This window comes from Bartonella sp. HY038, from assembly GCF_014117425.1.
Taxonomy (GTDB): Bacteria; Pseudomonadota; Alphaproteobacteria; order Rhizobiales; family Rhizobiaceae; genus HY038.
The window spans coordinates 1,066,824-1,086,647 of record NZ_CP059725.1 but is presented as its reverse complement, the minus strand read 5'-3'; the positions used below and the strand labels follow the sequence as shown (position 1 = coordinate 1,086,647).

16 protein-coding genes are annotated in these 19,824 nt (G+C 40.7%); 9 read left to right on the top strand and 7 right to left on the bottom strand.

Annotation, left to right across the window (positions count from 1 at the left end; genetic code table 11):
• Window positions 1-171 precede the first annotated feature (171 nt).
• The 3 genes from H3299_RS04600 (at window position 172) to rpsR (ending at window position 2,666) form a co-directional block, all read left to right on the top strand.
• Entirely contained in the window at window positions 172-1,701 is a 1,530-nt protein-coding gene (locus H3299_RS04600; protein WP_182419130.1) for an NAD(P)H-hydrate dehydratase, read from the top strand.
• A 318-nt stretch (window positions 1,702-2,019) separates the two neighbouring features.
• Window positions 2,020-2,418 carry a 30S ribosomal protein S6 gene (rpsF, locus tag H3299_RS04595; protein WP_182419129.1) on the top strand — a complete coding sequence of 133 codons (399 nt, stop codon included), beginning with the start codon at window positions 2,020-2,022 and terminating at the stop codon, window positions 2,416-2,418.
• Window positions 2,418-2,666, top strand: coding sequence for a 30S ribosomal protein S18 (rpsR, locus tag H3299_RS04590; RefSeq protein ID WP_182419128.1), 249 nt, complete (start codon window positions 2,418-2,420; stop codon window positions 2,664-2,666). Before rpsF ends, rpsR begins: the two co-directional genes overlap by 1 nt.
• Before the next feature lie 275 nt (window positions 2,667-2,941).
• Here the strand turns inward: rpsR and H3299_RS04585 are convergent, their stop codons facing one another.
• A complete protein-coding gene (locus H3299_RS04585; RefSeq protein ID WP_182419127.1) occupies window positions 2,942-3,250 on the bottom strand; it encodes a hypothetical protein in 309 nt (102 codons plus the stop codon).
• A 316-nt stretch (window positions 3,251-3,566) separates the two neighbouring features.
• Between H3299_RS04585 and H3299_RS04580 the strand changes: the two genes are divergently transcribed.
• From H3299_RS04580 to H3299_RS04570, 3 genes are all read left to right on the top strand, one after another.
• Window positions 3,567-3,890 (top strand): hypothetical protein, encoded by a 324-nt coding sequence (locus tag H3299_RS04580; protein ID WP_182419126.1) that lies wholly within the window; start codon window positions 3,567-3,569, stop codon window positions 3,888-3,890.
• Window positions 3,891-3,920: 30 nt separating this feature from the next.
• Entirely contained in the window at window positions 3,921-4,493 is a 573-nt protein-coding gene (rplI, locus tag H3299_RS04575; protein ID WP_182419125.1) for a 50S ribosomal protein L9, read from the top strand.
• 363 nt (window positions 4,494-4,856) lie between these two features.
• Complete coding sequence (locus H3299_RS04570; protein WP_182419124.1) at window positions 4,857-6,089, top strand: cyclopropane-fatty-acyl-phospholipid synthase family protein; 1,233 nt, start codon at window positions 4,857-4,859, stop codon at window positions 6,087-6,089.
• On the opposite strand, the gene H3299_RS04565 is transcribed toward H3299_RS04570, so the two are convergent.
• The 5 genes from H3299_RS04565 to H3299_RS04545 all read right to left on the bottom strand — a co-directional run bounded on the left by H3299_RS04565 (window position 6,078) and on the right by H3299_RS04545 (window position 12,494).
• Window positions 6,078-6,821 carry an SDR family NAD(P)-dependent oxidoreductase gene (locus H3299_RS04565; RefSeq protein ID WP_182419123.1) on the bottom strand — a complete coding sequence of 248 codons (744 nt, stop codon included), beginning with the start codon at window positions 6,819-6,821 and terminating at the stop codon, window positions 6,078-6,080. The genes H3299_RS04570 and H3299_RS04565 overlap by 12 nt on opposite strands.
• A 27-nt stretch (window positions 6,822-6,848) precedes the next feature.
• Window positions 6,849-8,396, bottom strand: a complete 1,548-nt coding sequence (gene purF, locus H3299_RS04560; RefSeq protein WP_182419122.1) for an amidophosphoribosyltransferase — start codon at window positions 8,394-8,396, stop codon at window positions 6,849-6,851.
• A gap of 82 nt (window positions 8,397-8,478) precedes the next feature.
• Window positions 8,479-9,057, bottom strand: a complete 579-nt coding sequence (locus tag H3299_RS04555; RefSeq protein ID WP_182419121.1) for a CvpA family protein — start codon at window positions 9,055-9,057, stop codon at window positions 8,479-8,481.
• Between the two features lie 357 nt (window positions 9,058-9,414).
• Complete coding sequence (gene radA, locus H3299_RS04550) at window positions 9,415-10,815, bottom strand: DNA repair protein RadA (RefSeq protein ID WP_182419120.1); 1,401 nt, start codon at window positions 10,813-10,815, stop codon at window positions 9,415-9,417.
• Window positions 10,816-10,997: 182 nt separating this feature from the next.
• A complete protein-coding gene (locus H3299_RS04545) occupies window positions 10,998-12,494 on the bottom strand; it encodes a replicative DNA helicase (RefSeq protein ID WP_182419119.1) in 1,497 nt (498 codons plus the stop codon).
• 457 nt (window positions 12,495-12,951) lie between these two features.
• Here H3299_RS04545 and H3299_RS04540 point away from each other — a divergent pair, with 457 nt between their 5' ends.
• Window positions 12,952-15,153 carry a TonB-dependent siderophore receptor gene (locus tag H3299_RS04540; RefSeq protein WP_182419118.1) on the top strand — a complete coding sequence of 734 codons (2,202 nt, stop codon included), beginning with the start codon at window positions 12,952-12,954 and terminating at the stop codon, window positions 15,151-15,153.
• Window positions 15,154-15,269: 116 nt separating this feature from the next.
• Window positions 15,270-16,979 carry an ABC transporter ATP-binding protein/permease gene (locus H3299_RS04535; protein WP_182419117.1) on the top strand — a complete coding sequence of 570 codons (1,710 nt, stop codon included), beginning with the start codon at window positions 15,270-15,272 and terminating at the stop codon, window positions 16,977-16,979.
• Between the two features lie 88 nt (window positions 16,980-17,067).
• On the opposite strand, the gene H3299_RS04530 is transcribed toward H3299_RS04535, so the two are convergent.
• Entirely contained in the window at window positions 17,068-17,388 is a 321-nt protein-coding gene (locus H3299_RS04530) for an antibiotic biosynthesis monooxygenase (RefSeq protein ID WP_182419116.1), read from the bottom strand.
• A 191-nt stretch (window positions 17,389-17,579) separates the two neighbouring features.
• On the opposite strand from H3299_RS04530, the gene H3299_RS04525 reads away from it, so the two are divergent.
• Window positions 17,580-19,787 (top strand): TonB-dependent hemoglobin/transferrin/lactoferrin family receptor, encoded by a 2,208-nt coding sequence (locus H3299_RS04525; protein ID WP_182419115.1) that lies wholly within the window; start codon window positions 17,580-17,582, stop codon window positions 19,785-19,787.
• Window positions 19,788-19,824 lie beyond the last annotated feature (37 nt).

The window sequence follows — 19,824 nt, the reverse complement described above, 5'->3', positions numbered from 1 at the left end:
CCATGCCAATTGCAAATTCAACATAAAAAATTTATATTTTTGTTGAAATCGCGTTAAAATAGCACTTTATAACACTATAAGCTAAATTCAAACCTTGAAAATGAGTCTATACTGTAAAGCAGCACATCGCTTAAATTTTAGGCACAACCTACAAAAAAGAGGCACTAGCATATGAAGGACCACAACATAACGGATAGTTTTTTGTTGAATCCGCAAGAAATGGCGCAGGCAGATAGCTTGACCATTAAGAATGGTGGCCTATCTGGCTACCAATTAATGCTTAATGCTGGCCTTGCAGTTGCAGATACATTATTAAAACAGTTTCCTGATACCAAAAAAGTGGCAATCCTTTGTGGACCAGGCAATAATGGCGGAGATGGCTATGTTGCTGCTGCAGTGATAAAGCGACGCGGATTGGAAGCGATTTGTTTTACCGATACGGAGCCGCGCCCACAAAGCGATGCTCAAACGGCTGCCAGTAATTTTCAAGGATCAATCAAGCCAATAGCTGAATTTAATCCTGATGAATTCGATGTTATTGTAGACGGCCTTTATGGCGCGGGACTTGACCGCCCCATCAGCGGCAATGACGCGGATCTTATTAACCTTGCCAATAATAGCGGCAAGCCAATTGTTGCGGTGGATTTGCCATCGGGGATTTCTGGACTTAGGGGCGACATACTGGGGGTTGCAATCAAAGCACAGTTGACCGTGACTTTTTTTCGCATGAAGCCGGGCCACCTGCTCTATCCAGGTAAATCTTTGGCAGGCAAGGTAATTTGCGCCGATATAGGCATAAATTACAAAGTATTAGATGAGATAAAACCCAAAACCATGGTTAATATTCCATTCATTTGGAAAGACAAGCTCCCCATTCCCGATCATAATAGTCATAAATATAGCCGCGGTCACTGTGCCGTTTTTTCTGGCCCCTCAACCAGTACTGGCGCAGGACGCCTAGCCGCCCATGCTAGCGCAAGAGCGGGCGCAGGTGCTGTTACCTTACTTTCGCAATCAAGCGCACTTTTAGTAAATGCTGTACAGCTCACATCGGTGATGCTGCATATTTATGATAGAATTGAAGATATCATTGAATTTATGCATGACCGCAAGGTAAAAGCGGCGGTGCTTGGACCGGGCTTCGGCGATCGAATGCGTGCAAGAGATATTGCACTTGAGCTTATTATAACCCAAAGCCTTGATGCGCTTGTACTTGATGCTGACGGTATTACAGCCTTTACCGAAATATCACAGCGATTATTTAGCTCTATTGAGCGCTCGACAACAAAAGTCATATTAACTCCCCATGAGGGCGAATTTAAAAAGCTCTTCCCCGAAATTGCGCGCAATAAATTCTTGTCACGCCTAGAAAAAGCACAAATGGCTGCAGAGCAATCAAAAGCGGTAATTCTTTTCAAAGGCGCCGATAGCGTGATTGCCGCGCCTGATGGCCGCGCAGCCATTAACACCAACGCACCAGCCTATCTTGCAACCGCAGGATCGGGCGATGTCCTTGCTGGCCTATGCGGCGGCTTTGTTGCTCAAGGTATGCCAGCTTTTGAAGCTGCCTGTGCCGCCACATATCTTCATAGTGAGGCAGCATCCATTTTTGGACCAGGACTCATAGCAGAAGATCTCATTGACACATTGCCTCAAGCCTTACGCTGGTTACTGCAACCTGAAATGGCGATTACCATTTAAGTGTTAGCCTAGCCAATAGGTTAAAATAAGTTTTATGCACTTTGCAAACTGTTTAAATTGGATAAATATGCTTTATACTCTTGCTTTTTGACTAAAAAACATTTAAGCACAGCCTCGTCTACCCGAGGCTATTGGCTGGGGGCTGAACGGAGGGCTAACAGGTTTTACCTTTAGCTTTAAAAAATATTTTTAAATCCTCCCGTGTCTCCGCTCTCGAACGTCTCACCGTGCGTCCTTTCTTCATCTTTCAAAAGAATAGAGAAGTCGCAGAGGCTTTGCGCCAGTATATCGGGTATTAATCGAAGAAAGGCAAAGCAAATGGCTCTTTATGAACATGTGTTCCTTGCCCGACAGGATGTTGCTCCACAGCAAGTAGATCAGCTTGTAGAAACCTACAAAGGCGTGATTGAAGCAAATGGTGGCAAAGTCGGGCGTATCGAAAATTGGGGTATCCGTCCCCTAACCTATCGCATTCGCAAGAATCGCCGTGCATATTTTGCATGCATCAACATTGATGCACCTGCAGCAGCTATTGCTGAAATGGAACGTCAAATGCGTATCAATGAAGACATTTTGCGCTTCATGACTATTCGCGTTGAAGCACACGAAGAAGGGCAATCAGCAATGTTGTCTCGCCGTGATCGCGATGATGAACGTCCACGTCGCGGCCGTCGTCCACGCGACAATGATGAAAACTTTGGTGAAGGAGAAGAATAATGGTTGATATTAATCAGATCCCTAGCCGTCGTCCTTTCCATCGTCGTCGTAAGACATGCCCTTTCTTAGGTGCCAATGCTCCAAAGATTGACTATAAGGACATTAAGCTTTTGCAGCGTTATATTTCAGAACGCGGTAAAATCGTTCCTTCACGCATCACTGCTGTAAGCCAGAAGAAGCAACGTGAACTTGCTCGCGCTATTAAGCGTGCTCGTTTCCTTGGCCTTCTTCCTTACGTTGTAAAGTAAGTAGATTTTTTGAAAGGCAGGAGCTACTTCTGCCTTTCAAATTTAACAATAAACACTTGATTTTTAACTATGATAGCTTGTTTAAGTTTTTTATAAACTATAAAAGTGAAAATAGTTGGTTGGGGCAATGCCTCTAACTGCCATAATCTTGCAAAATATAAATAATGCAAGATTTTATAAAAAGCAGGACAGCAAGAAATGCAACGCAATATATCTTTTCATAAATTTATAATTTTAGGTGCCATCATTGCAGGTGGGTCTAATGTGTTGTCATTTTATTTAGCTAATCTGTCTTTTCTCCCATTTATTTTTAAGGTTTTAGCAGCAACATCCATTGCCAGTGTTTCGCTTGCACTTGGAATACGAGGCGCCTTTTTAAGCGCTGTGCTTGCTGTAGTTTTTTCATGCATTATCCAACCTGTTGAAGCCGCGCTATATTTTAGTATTATAACTATTTTTCCTGCATTATTAATCGGCACTATTTTGAATATTGTGACCGTTGATAAAGAAACGACTGAGGCAAGATGGCTGCCACTTTCATCCATTTTATTTAATCTTTGCGTCATCAGTGTAATAACAGTCATTTTATTCGCTATTTATGTAAACTCTACCACTTCAATACCGCTGCTTTCACCAGAATCATTTGCTTCAACTAAAAAACTAATGGATGAAAATATTAAATCACTATTTTCCCAAATTTTTGTTGATGAAGTAACACGAAATCAGATGCTAGAATTTTACAACATAAACTTCAATAAGTTGGCGATTTTTACTGTTGCATCAGAAACAATTACTAGCGTATTTATTACAATATTGCTTTGTATCTATATTTCTACAAATCTTGTAACAGCACAGCATTTAAGTCCAAGGCCTCTATCATTTTGGCCAAGGGACTTAACTATGCCAGCAATGGCAATACCGCTTTGGTTTATTGCCATTATTTCAGCAAGTCTTGTTGGCTCAAATTATACTGCCTTTATGTGCGCAATCTCGATTTGTTTTGCATTTACGTTAGGTTTTGTTGCTAGCGGCATTGCCTTTATTCACCAAATTACATTAGGAAAATTATGGCGGTTTGCCGTTCTTGTGCCGACCTATTTTCTTTTATTTAGTGGTGTTTTTACGGCACTCATTTTTATTATTCTCGTTTTTCTTGGTCTTGCGTCATCAGTTACGCAAGCCAGAGATAATTTATACCAACAACCCAAAAATCCATCAAATTAAAACTTCAATTCCAACCTTAAGGATATTATTATGAAAGTAATTCTTCTAGAACGCATCGCCCGCCTTGGTCAAATGGGTGATATTGTTACCGTTAAAGACGGTTTTGCCCGTAACTTCCTTTTGCCAAAAGGCAAAGCACTTCGCGCTAATGATGCTAACCAATCATATTTTGATAGCAAGCGTGCACAACTTGAAGCTCATAACCTTGAGCGTAAAAGCGAAGCTGATCAAATTGCAGCTAAGCTTGAAGGCAAAAGCTTCATCGCTATTCGTCAAGCTAGTGAAACAGGCCAACTTTATGGTTCAGTATCAACCCGTGATATCGCTGAAGCAATCACAGCTGATGGCTTCACTATTGTTCGTACACAGGTTGAGCTTGCACACCCAATCAAGACCATCGGCCTTCATACTGTAACCTTAGCCTTGCATCCTGAAGTTACTACAACTGTAACAGTTAATGTTGCTCGTTCAGCTGATGAAGCAGAGCGTCAAGCTAAGGGTGAAGATCTTTCTGCAATTGATCGCGATGAATACAAACTTCCACCAGTTGAAGAAGATGAAGACGATGCTGACTTCACTGACGAAGATGAAGATCAAGCTTAATAAGCTTTTATAAATAGTTACATTTATTACTTCTAATAAATGTAATGCACGCTTATAGCTTATAATATAGCGTGATAAACAAAAAATGATCACACCCGGCTGTAAAGCTGGGTGTTTTTTATTTTAATTCTTAAAAATTTCACTAAATATATAATAATAGAAAGGCATAAAGCTGTTTGATGATTAAGATAGCCGCGTAGCAGGTTTTATTATGTTTTCAACTCATGTTGCAGATTAATAAATCTACCTGCCAAAATATGACTACCCAATAGGTTCCCATGGGCATCTATGAACTGATAGTATTTATGCGACGATATTCCATGCCATAACTATTCTTAGCAGTGCTTTAGGTAGGTGAAAATAATGTTTGGACTTTTAACAACTGTTCTTAAACACCTTATTAAAAAAGGGAATTTTCTTGTAACCGACGCAAGCGGTAAGGTTTTTCACTTTGGTGATCAGCATGACCCCCTTATTCATGTGCGCATAAATCACACAAAATGGGAAAAAGAAATTGCCTTTGACCCAGCATTAAAATTTGGTGAAGCTTATATGAATAGCGGCTTTGATTTTCTAGAAGGCGATATTTATGGGCTATTAGAACTTATATTTAGCAACGCAGGAGCAAGCGCAGAAAACGAACCTTGGATGCGGATTTTAAATGCTGTGCGCACCAGTACTAAACGCTTAATGCAAATGAATAATCTGAAGCGCTCAAGCGGCAATATACGCCAGCATTATGACTTATCAGGCCAGCTTTATGATTTATTCTTAGATTCAGATAAGCAATATTCCTGCGCCTATTTTGAAACTCCAGATTCTACTCTTGAGGAAGCCCAACTTGCCAAAAAGCGCCATCTTGCAGCTAAACTATCAATTAAAGAAGGTGAACGCCTTTTGGATATAGGTTGCGGTTGGGGCGGTCTTAGCCTTTATATGGCACGTTTTTTAAAGGCAGATGTAACAGGTGTTACACTTTCCCATGAACAACACTTAGTTGCGACCCAACGCGCCAAAGATCAAGGGCTTGAACAACAATGCCGGTTTCTTCTACAAGACTATCGCTTAATTAAAGAACAATTTGATAAAATAGTATCAGTTGGCATGTTCGAGCATGTTGGCATTGGCCATTATAAAGAATATTTTTCTCATGTGAAACGCATGCTAAAGCCTGATGGTGTTTTTGTTCTTCATTCTATTGGTCGCAACGGTATTCCGGGAACAACAAATCCATTTATTCGTAAATATGTTTTTCCTGGCGGTTACATCCCTGCCCTTTCTGAAGTCATTCCCATTATTGAAAAGAGCGGACTGGTTATTACCGATATTGAAATATTGCGCTTGCATTATGCTGATACTTTAAAAGCATGGCGCGAGCGATTTTTAAGCGAGCGTGATAAAGCCAAAGCTTTATATGATGAACGTTTTTGCCGCATGTGGGAATTTTATCTTGCAGCATCAGAATCGGCTTTTCGCTGGCAAAATATGATGGTTTTCCATATTCAGCTTGCCCATAGGCAAGATGCTGTACCAATTACCCGTGATTATATTGCAAAAGAAGAAAACCGCCTGCGTAAAATTGATTTAATCGGGTAGATGATAATCAACAAACCGATTACGCCGCACATCGAATAGCCGGCCGTGATCATTTAAATCTGGTGCAACAAGCGGTATCATTGAGCTTGCAACCTCAGCGGCGGTTGGCAATGTTAACGGATCCTCCCCCGGCATTGCTTTAGCACGCATATCGGTTCGGGTTGCGCCAGGATTAACAAGGTTTATACGTAAATTTGTTTGACGCATTTCATCGGCCCAAGCACGGCCAAGTACTTCAAGCGCCGCCTTACTAGCACCATAGGCTCCCCAAAAAGCACGAACCCGATGTGCAGCACCTGAAGACATTAAAATTGCTCTACCAGCCCTAGATTCTCTTAACAAAGGCTCTGTGGACCGGATAAGCCGCCATTGACTGGTGACATTGATGGCCATTATCTTATCAAATTCGCTCGCTTCAATATGGGCAACCGGTGAAATCGGTCCTAAGATGCCAGCATTTGCCAGTAATATATCAAGATAACCCCATCGTTCAAAAATTGATGCACCTAGCCGATCAATACCATCCATATCGCTAAGATCAAGCGGTACAAGTGTTGTTGTACCGCCGAATGCCTGAACCTCGTCGTCAAGCTCTTCCAAACCGCCAACGGTTCTTGCTACGGCAATAATATGACATTGCCGTTTAGCAAGCTCGAGGCAAAAAGCTTTGCCAATACCGCGTGATGCACCGGTTACCAATGCTACCTTGCCATCAAGTGAAAAATCTTGCACACTATTCTCCCTTTTTGGCAAATAAAATTATCGGCTGGTTCGCAACACAGATAATTTATGGACATTGTCACTGCTATGCTCATCGGCCAAATAGGTTGGATAATCACCGGTAAAATAATGATCGGTAAATTGTGGATTGGCGTTATTGCGTGGCTCGCCGCCTACCGCACGATAAAGGCCATCAATTGACAAAAACTCTAACGAGTCAACACCAATATAATCACTCATGGATTTTAAATCAGGATATTGATTAGCAAGAAGCTTGGATGCTTCTGGGGTATCTATACCATAAAAATCGGGATAAAAAATCATTGGGCTAGCAACACGAATATGCACTTCACGCGCGCCCGCATCGCGCAGCATTTGTACAATTTTAATCGAGGTTGTACCGCGCACAATAGAATCGTCAACTAAGATAACCCGCTTGCCTTCAATAACAGCGCGATTGGCTGAATGTTTCAATTTAACGCCAAAAGCGCGGATCTGCTGAGTAGGCTCAATAAAGGTACGACCAACATAATGGTTACGAATAATGCCAAGCTCAAACGGTATGCCACTTGCTTGTGCATAGCCAATAGCTGCCGGAGTTCCGCCATCGGGTACAGGGACTACAACATCGCCATCGCATGGCGCTTCTTTGGCAAGATTAACTCCCATATTTTTGCGCGTAGAATAAACATTGCGTCCACCAACAACAGAATCAGGGCGAGCAAAATAGACATACTCAAATAGGCATAAGCGTTCTGGCTTTGGATTTTCTGGCGCAATCACCGTTGTTGAAATAGTGCCATCCTTTTGCACCTCGCAAATAATGACTTCACCATTTTTGACATCACGAATGAATTTAGCCCCAATAATATCAAGAGCGCAGGTTTCCGAACAGAAAATCGGCTTGCCATCAAGCTCACCCATAACGAGGGGACGAATACCCAAAGGGTCACGTGCTGCAATAAGTTTAGTACGCGTTAATGCTAGAATAGCATAACCACCCTCAACCTGCCGAATAGCATCAACGAAACGGTCGGATGAAGACGCTTGTTGTGAACGCGCAATCAAATGCAAAACAACTTCGGTATCGGATGTTGATTGGCAAATTGCACCTGATGCAATCAGCTTACGGCGCAGTGTAAGACCATTGGTAAAATTACCATTATGGGCAATAGCAATGCCGCCTACTTCCAATTCAGCAAATAGCGGCTGAACATTGCGCAATACAGTTTCGCCGGTTGTGGAATAACGCACATGGCCAATAGCCATATTACCGGGCAAGCGTGCTAACATTGCTGGATCAGTATAATGATCACCAACAAGCCCCATCTGCTTTTCAGAATAAAAAGCCGCGCCATCATATGAAACAATGCCTGCCGCTTCCTGGCCACGATGTTGCAAAGCATGTAACCCTAAAGCTGTCAGGGTTGCTGCATCTTCATGCCCTAAAATACCAAAAACACCACATTCTTCATGAAGGGTATCTCCGTCAACCTCCAATTGAAATTGGTCTAAATCAACTTTATTTGGGGAAGTATTATTTCGAGATGTGGTGTATTGAGAAAAGTCATTGAAAGAGGTTTTCATTCGCCAATGTGCCTTCGCAGCTATTTCCAAAACAGATATATAGCATGCTAAGCATCATTCTTAAATATGCGATGTAAAAAAATTACTCAACTGGCTGACCTGCTTCGCCATTATTCAACAAATCATTTGGTTCTTGTTGTTGTGATGGCTTAATGCGATCAGCCATACCCCATATTTTAGTCGAGGCCTCTTCCAATGTATCACGCAATTTGTTGGCAACAGAATCAATAGCTGGTTTGGTTTTAGCATCCCTGATCCAATCAACCTGATCGGCAGGTTTCACTAAACTGTTTAAAAAGATCATTGCAACAGCCAAGATAAGAACGCCACGAGCGAGCCCAAAAATAAAACCTAGCGTGCGATCAAGTGCGCCTATCCGGCTATCAACAATCACATCGGCAATTTTCATGGTAAATATTGAAATGATGAAAAGGAACACTAAAAACAGCACAACAATAGTTACCGCAATTGCCACCGTTTTATTTGAGAAATATGGAGACGCAAATTCAAGTGCATATTCATAAAGAAAGAATGTTGCGGCAGCCGCCAACACCCATGATAGTAAGGACAAAATTTCGCGTGAGAACCCACGTATGGTGGCAAGAAATGCCGACAACAAAACAACGACAACAACAATAATGTCAAGCAAAGTAACGGGCATTAATTTTTCCTAATTTTAAATTTAACTTATCTATAACCACACCTATAACATTTTCAGTCATAGGATTGCTATTGTTTAACTACTTTCCTGAAACCTTATCGGCTTTCAAAAATTACCAAAAACAAAAAATAATAATACAATTTATAATCGCTTTTAGTTATCCTTTAGGATAAGCGGTCCGTCAATCATTCCAACGAGAAGGAACAATTTCTTTAAATGGAATAAGATTCATCAATGGCATAGGCAAATTAAAAAAATCTTTAACTTTGCTGTAAAAAGCAAATATGCCACATTTTTTGAATAATAAATTATATTGAACGCCTTTATGCCTATGTTAGATATGCTATAACAAACAGGTTATTGATTATCACGGCCTGCCTTATTTTTTGCCAAAGCGATGCGCGCAACAAGGTCAGGAAGATTATCAAGTTCACGTATAGCAAAATCATTTTGGTTCATTTTTTCCTTACCAGCCTTCGGCAAAGTTGCACGTTTAAAGCCAAGTTTTTCAGCTTCCTTCAAGCGTTGCAAGGCATGTGCAACAGGGCGAATTGCGCCAGAAAGACTAATTTCACCAAAATAAACGCAATCAGCCGGTAATGCGACACCCGCAATTGACGAAACAAGAGCGGCCGCAACAGCTAAATCTGCAGCAGGCTCGCTGATACGATAGCCACCTGCAACATTTAAATAGACATCATGACTACCAAAACGTACACCGCAATGCGCTTCAAGAACGGCTAAAATCATAGCCAAGCGGCTACTATCCCAACCAACAACAGCGCGGCGCGGCGTGCCTAGTGAAGATGGCGCAACAAGAGCTTGAATTTCGACAAGCACTGGTCGCGTTCCCTCCATACCAGCAAACACAACTGCACCTGGTGCTTTTTCGTTACGCTCGCCTAAGAATAATTCAGATGGATTAGCAACTTCCCGCAAGCCCTTATCTGACATCTCAAACACGCCAATTTCATCTGTTGCGCCAAAACGATTTTTAACCGTGCGCAAAATACGATAATGATGGCCGCCCTCACCCTCAAAATAAAGTACGCCATCAACCATATGTTCTACAACACGCGGACCGGCAATCTGACCATCTTTGGTGACATGTCCAACCAAAACAACCGCAGCCCCCGTTTGTTTTGCGTAACGGATCATGCTTTGAGCACCTATGCGCACTTGCGTCACCGTACCAGGGGACGAATCTGCGCCATCCGACCAGAGTGTCTGTATAGAATCTATGATAACCAAATCAGGCCTACGCGCTGTACTAAGGGTTGCCAAAATATCTTCAACATTGGTTTCAGCCGCCAATTGCACAGCTGAATCGGCAACACCCAGCCGCTGCGCACGCAACCTTATTTGAGCGATCGCTTCTTCACCCGACACATAAACAATATTATGGCCTTGGCGTGACAAAGCGGCGGCAGCTTGAGTTAAAAGTGTTGATTTGCCAATACCCGGATCGCCGCCGACCAAAAGAGCGGAACCACGTACAAAACCGCCACCGGTAACGCGATCAAGCTCAGCAATGCCCGAGCAAATACGCGGCGCATCTTCAATTTCACCAGAAAGATCAGTTAGTTGTACAGCGCGCCCCTTACGCGCGCTTGCCTTTGCAGGACCGGAACCAATACCACCATTGGTCCCCTCTTCAACCAATGTATTCCACTCACCGCAAGCATCACACTTACCCGACCAGCGCGAATAGACTGTACCGCAATTTTGACAAATGAACTGAACCTTTGAACGCGCCATAAATCTTTACTAAAATCCTTTTTAATATAGCCTAATAAAGAGCAAAATCATGAATATATTTTACCGATAGCCTGATAATTAGCACTATATAGAAACTTTCATCTCATATTTTCAATATAAATCAAAAAGGGAAAGTCTCGCCAACTTTCCCTCAATTAGTTTACCGCATATCAACTACCACTTTATTCAAAACGCTCTGGCAAACGATCTTCTTCTGCAAGATCAGAGAAGCGCGTAAATTCTGATTGGAAAGCAAGCTTCACTGTACCTGTTGGACCGTGACGCTGTTTTGCAACAATAACTTCAGCCTTGCCAAAGGCTTCTTCCATGTCAGTTTGCCATTTCATATGCTCTTCCGTACCAAGTTTTGGCTCACGGTTTTTAATATAATATTCTTCACGGAAAACGAACAATACAACGTCCGCATCCTGCTCAATCGAACCAGATTCACGAAGATCCGAAAGCTGTGGACGTTTATCTTCACGCGATTCCACCTGACGAGAAAGCTGAGAAAGTGCGATAATCGGCACATTCAACTCTTTACCCAATGACTTTAAGCCAGTGGTGATTTCGGTAATTTCCTGCACGCGATTTTCTGATGAGCGCTTGGATGAACCAGACATCAGCTGCACATAGTCTACCACCAAAACATCAAGGCCGCGCTGGCGCTTTAAGCGGCGTGAGCGTGCGGCAAGCTGGGCAATGGAAATACCACCGGTCTGATCGATATAAAGTGGTACTTGCTGCATGGTCTTGGTCGCGCGCAGCAATCTTGTATATTCTTCTTCTGAAATATCACCACGTCTAATTTTTGATGACGAAATTTCTGCCTGTTCAGCAATAATACGGGTAGCGAGCTGTTCTGATGACATTTCCAGCGAGAAAAAACCAACCACACCACCTTCATTGGTGCCATTATTTTCCTTGGCCTTTTCCGCATTATAGGCCGCAGCAACATTAAAGGCTATATTCGTTGCAAGCGAAGTTTTACCCATACCCGGACGACCAGCCAAAATGATAAGATCGGAGCGTTGCAAGCCACCCATACGTTCATCAAGCGTATGGATTTGTGTTGGAATACCTGATAATTTTGATGTACGTTTATGAGCAGCTGCAGCTAGCTCAACGGCCTTGGTTAATGCTTCACCAAAATTTTCAAAACCACCACCATAGCGGCCTGTTTCAGCCAATTGGAAAAGGCGCTGCTCAGCTTCTTCAATTTGTTTACCTGGCGCATGGTCAACTGGTGCATCATAAGCATTATTAACCACATCCTCGCCAACGCTGATCAAGGCACGGCGAATATATAGATCATAGATAGAACGACCATAATCGGTAGCATTAATAACAGTCACTGCTTCAGTTACCAAGCGTATAACATAGTTAAATACCGTCATATCGCCAAGTTTTTCATCCGCTGGAATAAAAGGCTTTACCGTTACTGGATTTGCAGTTTTACCCATACCAACAAGACTGGAGATAACTTCAAAAAGCTTGGCGTGCAACGGCTCGTAAAAATGTATAGGTTTTAAAAAATCCGATACGCGATCGAAAGCATCATTATTAATCAACAATGCGCCAAGCAATGCCTGCTCAGCTTCAAGATTATGGGGAGCTTGACGATAACTATCACCTTGGCCCTTGGCTTTATTGATTGAATGGATTGTCGCTTCTGCCATAATGAATCACCTGAATTTATCTAAGCTCATCAAATACGCCGATCATCAAGCGCAAGCAATAATATTAACCAAAAAACAAGATTAAATAAATTCATCCACACTTGATCCACACCCTAAAAAAAGAACAGACATATAGCAGTTTGACGGTGTATTTAATCTATATCTAATTTAAATTGGTGGTAATAAAACGATTTTACTTTAAATCCCTTCAACACATTAAACATCTAATATAATACAGTAATATTAATTATTCTAATTAAAAATAAAAAATAAATAAAAACATGTATAATTAAAATTGTTTTATACATCGCTAGTAAAATTTAAAAAAATATATTATGGCGCTGACATTATTCCCCAACGAATGAACCTTTGTTGTCAAATTCACATTTTTGAATTTGTTTAAAGTCATTTTTAGCACAAATGGCTTTCTTAAAATCTTGCTGTTAAGGAAACATCAATGCGTAAAAATTGGAAACTTGCTATATTGTTTTTAGCGCTTCAACCATGCAGCATTAATTATATTTATGCACAGAGCAATAGCAATGAGACCGATGATGAAACCTTAGATACCGTCATCGTTAATCGAGCAAATTTCCGCAGTTTAACAGAAGGGACAGGCAGCTATATTATTGATGATATAAGTTCTGCCACAGGCTTAACGCTTACTGCGCGTGAAACACCGCAAAGCGTTTCAATTGTAAGCAATCAAAAGCTTAAAGACCAAGCATCAAGTAATATTGCCGATGCCTTAAAAAATACCACTGGTATCAATGTATTACGCGAATCTGGTATGTATCGCTTCCAATCTCGAGGTTTTTACATCGATCAAATTCAAGAGGATGGTGTTAATTCCTACGCGCCAGGCGCCCGAATAAATGCCTATAGAGATGCTGGTGATTATAGCGATCTTGCAATCTATGATCACATTGAAGTATTACGTGGACCAACTGGCCTTATGCAAGGAACGGGAGAGCCTGGCGGTACGATAAATCTGGTTCGCAAACGTGCAAAAGATGAGTTTTCAGCAACCAATACATTTTCTGTCGGCACTTGGAGCAAAATCCAAGAAACTATAGATATAACCGGCCCACTCAATGCTGACAAGAGCTTGCGTGGCCGCTTTGTTAGCAATTTTGATAAGGCTAATTCCTTTAAAGATAATGTCGACAACAAAAATGGTATGATTTTTGGTGTTATTGAGGGCGACATTGGCGATAAAACCACTTGGCAATTAGGCGGTCTTTTCCAAAAACGCAATGAAGTACCCGATTTTTACGGTGTCCCCATGACACGCGATGGCAAAGATGCTGGACTATCACGTTCGACCTATCTTGGTGCTAAATGGAACCGTTTAGAAAAACAAAAAGCCAATGGATTTTTTGAAATTGATCATGAATTTTCCAGTAATTGGAAGTTGAATGCATCAGTTAATTACAACCAATTTAAGTCACATAATGCATTTGCAGCTCTTATCGCTAGAAATGGTTTAGGAATTGACCGTCTCGCCAGCGTTAATAATGCTGTTCGCTATGATAATGACGGGCAACAATTTAGCGCGCAGGTTAAACTCAATGGTGATTTCGAGTTTTTAAATCGCAAACAGGAAATTTTTAGTGGTATTGATTATTCCTACAATGATTATGATTCACATATGCGCGTAGTACGTAATCAAACATCTTATAATATTGATAATTTTTCAGGTAACGAAATTATTGAGCCCAATTGGTCTAATAACAGCATCCTTTATACCGATGTTGAAATTAATACTAAATTTAAGGAAACGTCGGGGCGCCTTGGTGGTCGCTTCAACTTTATTGACAACTTATATGCAATTATTGGTACCCGCGTTACCAATTACCAATTTGATAGTACATCTACCTATTTCCGCTTTATGGGACGGCCAGATGATGATATTACACGCGACCATTATGAAAAAACAAAATTCATTCCCTATTATGGGCTAAACTATAATCTTAATGATAATGCGACACTTTACGCAAGCTACACAGAAATATTTCGGCCGCAATCTGCGCTTGATAAGAATGATAATTTTCTGCCTCCAGTCACTGGCACCAACAAAGAAATTGGCATAAAAAACACTTTTTTTGACGGACGCGTTGATGCTTCCTTTGCATTATTTGAAATTATTCAAGCAAATCGTGCGATTTATAACAATATTGAAAGATATTATTATGCAGATGGAAAAGTGCAAAGCCGTGGCTTTGACATAGAACTTAGTGGCGAAATTACGAAAGGTTGGAATGTATTTACAGGCTATACCTATAATCGCAGTAAATATCTTGAATCAGAATCGACTTCAATTATAGCGGGAGACAATTACAGTCCTGCAACACCTCAACATATGTTTCGCCTCAACACCACTTATGTCTTACCCATTGATAATGACAAATGGAAAATCGGCGGCGGTGTTCGTGCGCAAAGCAAGACCAAAAGCGTCTATAATATTGAACAAAAAGCCTATGCAGTTTGGGATTTGAGCCTACAATATAATTTCAAAGAGAATATTTATTTGCAAATTAATGCTAATAATATTTTTGATAAGCGTTATTATGAAAATAATCGCGTACGTGACAAAACCTTCAACAATTATTTTGCTGATCCAAGAAGTATCTTGGTCACTTTTAATACAACATTTTAATTCTTGCCCACCAAAAGCTTATATTGGCTGAGATATTTCAGCCAATATAAATTAGCTTGCCATAAAGAATATCAAAGCAATAAAACTTAAATTAACAATTTTAAAATAAGGCCGAGATGAAATATTCCTATTATTTCAAACTATTTTTGGCACCTTTCAGCCTTAAAACATTTAATTGGCAAATCTGGGCTTCCCTTATCCTAACCATAAGCTGCCAATTCTTGTTTGTATATATGAGTGTTTTTATCAATGAATGGCAAAAGCTGTTCTACGATGCGCTTCAGCAATTTGATGGTGAAGCGGCATTACACTTAATTTTTATTTATATATTTTATTTATCAATTGTTGTTTTAAGCATTGTTGTTGGCAGTGCATTCGGCAAAATTTTAGTGTTTTTATGGCGACGAGAACTGAACAATTATTTTAGTGACAAATGGCTAGATGACCATCGCCATTATATGCTGCGTTTCAACCAATATCCTGATAATCCAGATCAACGTATAGCCGAAGACATAAGATTATTCACGGCTGAAAGCGTTTTTTTATTCAAATCGCTATTAACCCATGCGACGCGATTGCTAACCTTTATTGTCATTTTGTGGAATCTTTCACCGCTCGTTGATATCACCTTAAATGATGCACAATATACATTGCATGGCTATGTATTCTGGATAGCTCTAGCCTATGGCGTTATATCAACATTAATTATCCATTGGATCGGCAAAATATTACTTTCTCTCAATATAGATCGCCAACACAGGGAAGCTGACTATAGGGCCAAACTCATCCGACTGACGGAAAAAAGTGAAGAAGTTGCATTTTATAATGGTGAAGCATCCGAAAATAAACAGCAAAAGCAACTATTTGATGCCATTGGCGATAATTGGTTTCAAATTATCAAAGCTGAGATAAAATTAGAATCTATAACAGCATTCCAATTTCGCTTAACTAACTTTATTCCAATTATTGCGGTATTACCATTTTTTTTAAATAAAACCATAACTTTTGGCGACGTGATGCAAATACAAAGTGCCTTTGCCATTGTTGCTGATGGCTTTGGCTGGATAGCTACTTATTATAAGCGTTTGATTGAATGGTCATCATTCATCAAACGCTTGGCCGAATTTGATACAGCGTTAAATATTTGCCCCATAGCCACAAAAAACAATCAAAGCGACAATGATCGATCCAAGCAACAAGGTAACCACAAAAGCGCATTTCTTTCCTTCAAAAATGTTCAACTTTTTTATCCAGATAAGACACCATTGGGCTATTTTCCTGATATTAGACTTGAAAAAAGCGATTGGCTTTTGGTTGATGGTAAAAGCGGTGCAGGAAAAACAACATTTTTACGCTATTTAGCTGGACTCTGGCCGTTTTGCCAGGGAGATCGTGCGCTTTACGGACGCATGCTCTTTTTACCACAAACGCCTTATTTATTTAAAGGCTCGCTACGCACTGTCATTAGCTACCCAGCAAAGAATACCTATGATGATGAAATAATAAAGGATACACTGAATTTGCTAAGCCTAAACTTAGGCGACAAAATAGACCATAATGACAATTGGCAACAAATATTATCAGGTGGGGAGCAACAGCGACTCTCTGTAGCCCGCGCTATACTTTACCAACCAGATATTCTTTTTCTTGATGAAGCAACCAATCAACTTGATCACAATAACGCACTTCAATCCATGTCTTTATTGAAAAAACACTGTCCCAATACAATAGTCATCTGCATCACACATCAAGATGAAATCAAAACATTATTCAACCAAAAACTTATCAAAAACAATAAAAAATGGACGCTTCAAATAATTAACTAAAAATCAATTTAACTATATTTTTTTTAAAATGGCTGCTTTGTACTATTTTTTAAAACAAACAAAGGCAAAGCAGCCAACTATTCAGAGATCAAGCCTTTTCAGACAAAATAACTTCAAAACCTTCAAAATGTGGAGGGCCTGCAAAAACATGGCGGCGTTCACCAGCACCCTTGTGGGCATCGCGGAATTGCTCTGACTTTGTCCAACTGATAAAATCTTCACGATCTTTCCAAATAGCATGTGAAGAATAGAGGCTGGTATTTTCATCCTTATCAGTGTCGCATTTAAGTAAATGAAACTCTACAAAGCCCGGTAATTCTTTTAAACGGCTTTCGCGCTCTCTCCAGATAGTTTCAAACTCGGCTTCATTACCTTTATTGACTTTGAAACGGTTCATTGCGATATACATAACTTATTATCCTTAAATATATAACGGATCATCACCCCTGTTATTAAACCAGTCCAAATGATAAAAATCAACTTTTTTCTTGACTGTTAGTATCATGTTTAATAGTGACTATTCATGATATGAAGCGTAGCCAGCCAATCTAATGTGGCAAGCCAAAGCTTTTCAAAAGAATTGAGAAGGATGGTATCTTAATGTATTGGTTACAATTAAAGCGTTTAAAACATTACGCAGCATTTGGCGTTATTGCCATTTGCGCAGCAAGCCCTGCATCAGCACAAACAACGAATCAGACTACAAATGCAACTTCTGATTCTCAAACGCTAGATACTGTCGTGGTTGAAGGTAAAAAAGAAAGACTTGACCGAAAAGCTACAGTATTAACAGATAGTATTTCAGGCGATACAATTGCCAAAAAACAGGTTGATGATATTAATGATATCTCACGGCTTGATCCTGCTATTTCTTATAGCCGGGGCTCCGATAGTTTTACTATCCGCGGACTTGATCAAAACCGTGTTTTAACGACAATTGATGGCGTACCTATTACTTGGTTCCCTGATCCATCAAGCCGAAATTTAACAGGGGGCATTTCCTCATTTAACATCTCTTCGCTTTCAAGTCTTGATATTGTGCGCGGTTCAGATTCTAGCCTTTATGGTTCAGGTGCACTTGGCGGTGTTGTTATGCTCCGTACTCTTGACCCAGAAGACCTTTTGACTGGTGACAAGAACTGGGCCTCCCTTACTAAAGGAAGCTACGATTCATCTAATCGCAGCTGGCATATTGATGAAGCGTTTGCTGTCCGCGCCAATGATACTTATTTCTTATTGCAAGGCGGTTATGTTGGCGGCAAACAGCGCGAAAATAATGGCTCTGTTAGTGGTTATGGCGTTGATCGCTCAATCGCTAATCCAGCAGACTTTGATAATAATAATTTGCTTTTCAAAGTTTATCAGCATGTCGGTAAAGAGCATCGCTTTGGCTTCACGGCTGAACGATTTTATTTTGACGGCACCACACATGGCTTAAATCAAGCCGTACGCACTTACACGCCAGGTACTTTCTATGAAGATCAAACGAAAAAACGTGAACGTTTTTCTGCATCTTATGATTACATAGGTAATGGTGATGGCTGGCTAGATGAAGCACATGCTAATATTTACTGGCAGCGCCAACGCCTAGAAACTAGCCAATATGGTAATCGTATTCCTGTACCAACAGGCTTTTACTTACGCGACGCGCAGACGGAAGAACGTGTATATGGCTTCAATGTCAATGGTTTTAAAACATTGCAATTGGGGGCAACAACCCACACCGTTCGTGTTGCAATTGACACCTCATTTTCAAAATATCAGCAATATGCTGGTGGTGAAGATAGCTGCCCACCTCCACCCTACACACGCCCTTTCATGACCTGCCAATTCATGCACGTCAATCAAGCAGATTCACCTACAACAGAAAGTAAGAATTTTGGTTTTGCTTTTGAAGACGAAATTGCATTTTATGATGGCCGCGTAAGAATTACACCAGGTGGCCGGTTTGACTGGTATGAGCGTGATCCAAAACACAGTGCACGCTATGAACAAAATTCTGGCTTTACTGGCTATCCAGATTCGCAAAGCGATTCACGCTTTTCACCTAAGTTACGTGGTGAATGGGATGTTGCCAATAAGGTCACACTTTACGCACAATGGGCTCAGGCATTTCGCGCTCCAACTGCCTCTGAACTTTATTTTAACTACACTAACCCAGGGTTCTATTACACCCGCGGCAATCCAGATTTAAAACCAGAAACAAGCAATGGTTTTGATATTGGTGTTCAACTTGGCGACAAAGATTTAGGTGGCTCAATCAGTGTGTTTAGCAACCGTTACAAGAATTTCATCGACCAAGTTAGCTTAGCAGGTAATAGAGAATTTCCACTTGGTCGCTTTGAAAATATTAACCGTGCACGCGTTACTATTTCTGGCGTTGAAGCAAAAGGTCATTGGCAAATTGGTAATGGTTGGCATACAAATTTTGCCCTTGCCTATGCTGAAGGACGTGACACCGATAAGGATGAATATCTAAACTCTGTTCCACCTTTAAAGGGCATGGTTGGTTTAGGCTATGCACAAGAAATTTGGGGTGCAGATGTCAATTTAACAGCCGCTGGCAAACGTAATAAGGTAGCTAAAAATTCAGATTATGCACGCGCACCTGGTTATGCTGTTGTTGATTTAACTGGTTGGTGGGAACCAATGGGTGAAAAAGGTCCACGCTTACAAGCAGGTGTTTATAATCTTTTTGATAAAACCTATTGGAATGCTTTGAACCTACGTTCTTCAACATCCTATCCTAAAGAATTTTTTAGCGAACCAGGCCGTAGTTTCAAACTATCATTCATTCAAAAATTTTAAATCAATATGAAGAGGTAGGTCTATCCTACCTCTTTAT

Bases quoted from the DNA above. Each gene is read 5' to 3' on its own strand.
- H3299_RS04600 (WP_182419130.1), top strand. From the start codon at position 172: ATGAAGGACCACAACATAACGGATAGTTTTTTGTTGAATCCGCAAGAA.
- rpsF (WP_182419129.1), top strand. From the start codon at position 2,020: ATGGCTCTTTATGAACATGTGTTCCTTGCCCGACAGGATGTTGCTCCA.
- rpsR (WP_182419128.1), top strand. From the start codon at position 2,418: ATGGTTGATATTAATCAGATCCCTAGCCGTCGTCCTTTCCATCGTCGT.
- H3299_RS04585 (WP_182419127.1), bottom strand. From the start codon at position 3,250: ATGACTGTTATTACACTGATGACGCAAAGATTAAATAAAATGGATGAA.
- H3299_RS04580 (WP_182419126.1), top strand. From the start codon at position 3,567: ATGCCAGCAATGGCAATACCGCTTTGGTTTATTGCCATTATTTCAGCA.
- rplI (WP_182419125.1), top strand. From the start codon at position 3,921: ATGAAAGTAATTCTTCTAGAACGCATCGCCCGCCTTGGTCAAATGGGT.
- H3299_RS04570 (WP_182419124.1), top strand. From the start codon at position 4,857: ATGTTTGGACTTTTAACAACTGTTCTTAAACACCTTATTAAAAAAGGG.
- purF (WP_182419122.1), bottom strand. From the start codon at position 8,396: ATGAAAACCTCTTTCAATGACTTTTCTCAATACACCACATCTCGAAAT.
- H3299_RS04555 (WP_182419121.1), bottom strand. From the start codon at position 9,057: ATGCCCGTTACTTTGCTTGACATTATTGTTGTTGTCGTTGTTTTGTTG.
- radA (WP_182419120.1), bottom strand. From the start codon at position 10,815: ATGGCGCGTTCAAAGGTTCAGTTCATTTGTCAAAATTGCGGTACAGTC.
- H3299_RS04545 (WP_182419119.1), bottom strand. From the start codon at position 12,494: ATGGCAGAAGCGACAATCCATTCAATCAATAAAGCCAAGGGCCAAGGT.
- H3299_RS04540 (WP_182419118.1), top strand. From the start codon at position 12,952: ATGCGTAAAAATTGGAAACTTGCTATATTGTTTTTAGCGCTTCAACCA.
- H3299_RS04535 (WP_182419117.1), top strand. From the start codon at position 15,270: ATGAAATATTCCTATTATTTCAAACTATTTTTGGCACCTTTCAGCCTT.
- H3299_RS04530 (WP_182419116.1), bottom strand. From the start codon at position 17,388: ATGTATATCGCAATGAACCGTTTCAAAGTCAATAAAGGTAATGAAGCC.
- H3299_RS04525 (WP_182419115.1), top strand. From the start codon at position 17,580: ATGTATTGGTTACAATTAAAGCGTTTAAAACATTACGCAGCATTTGGC.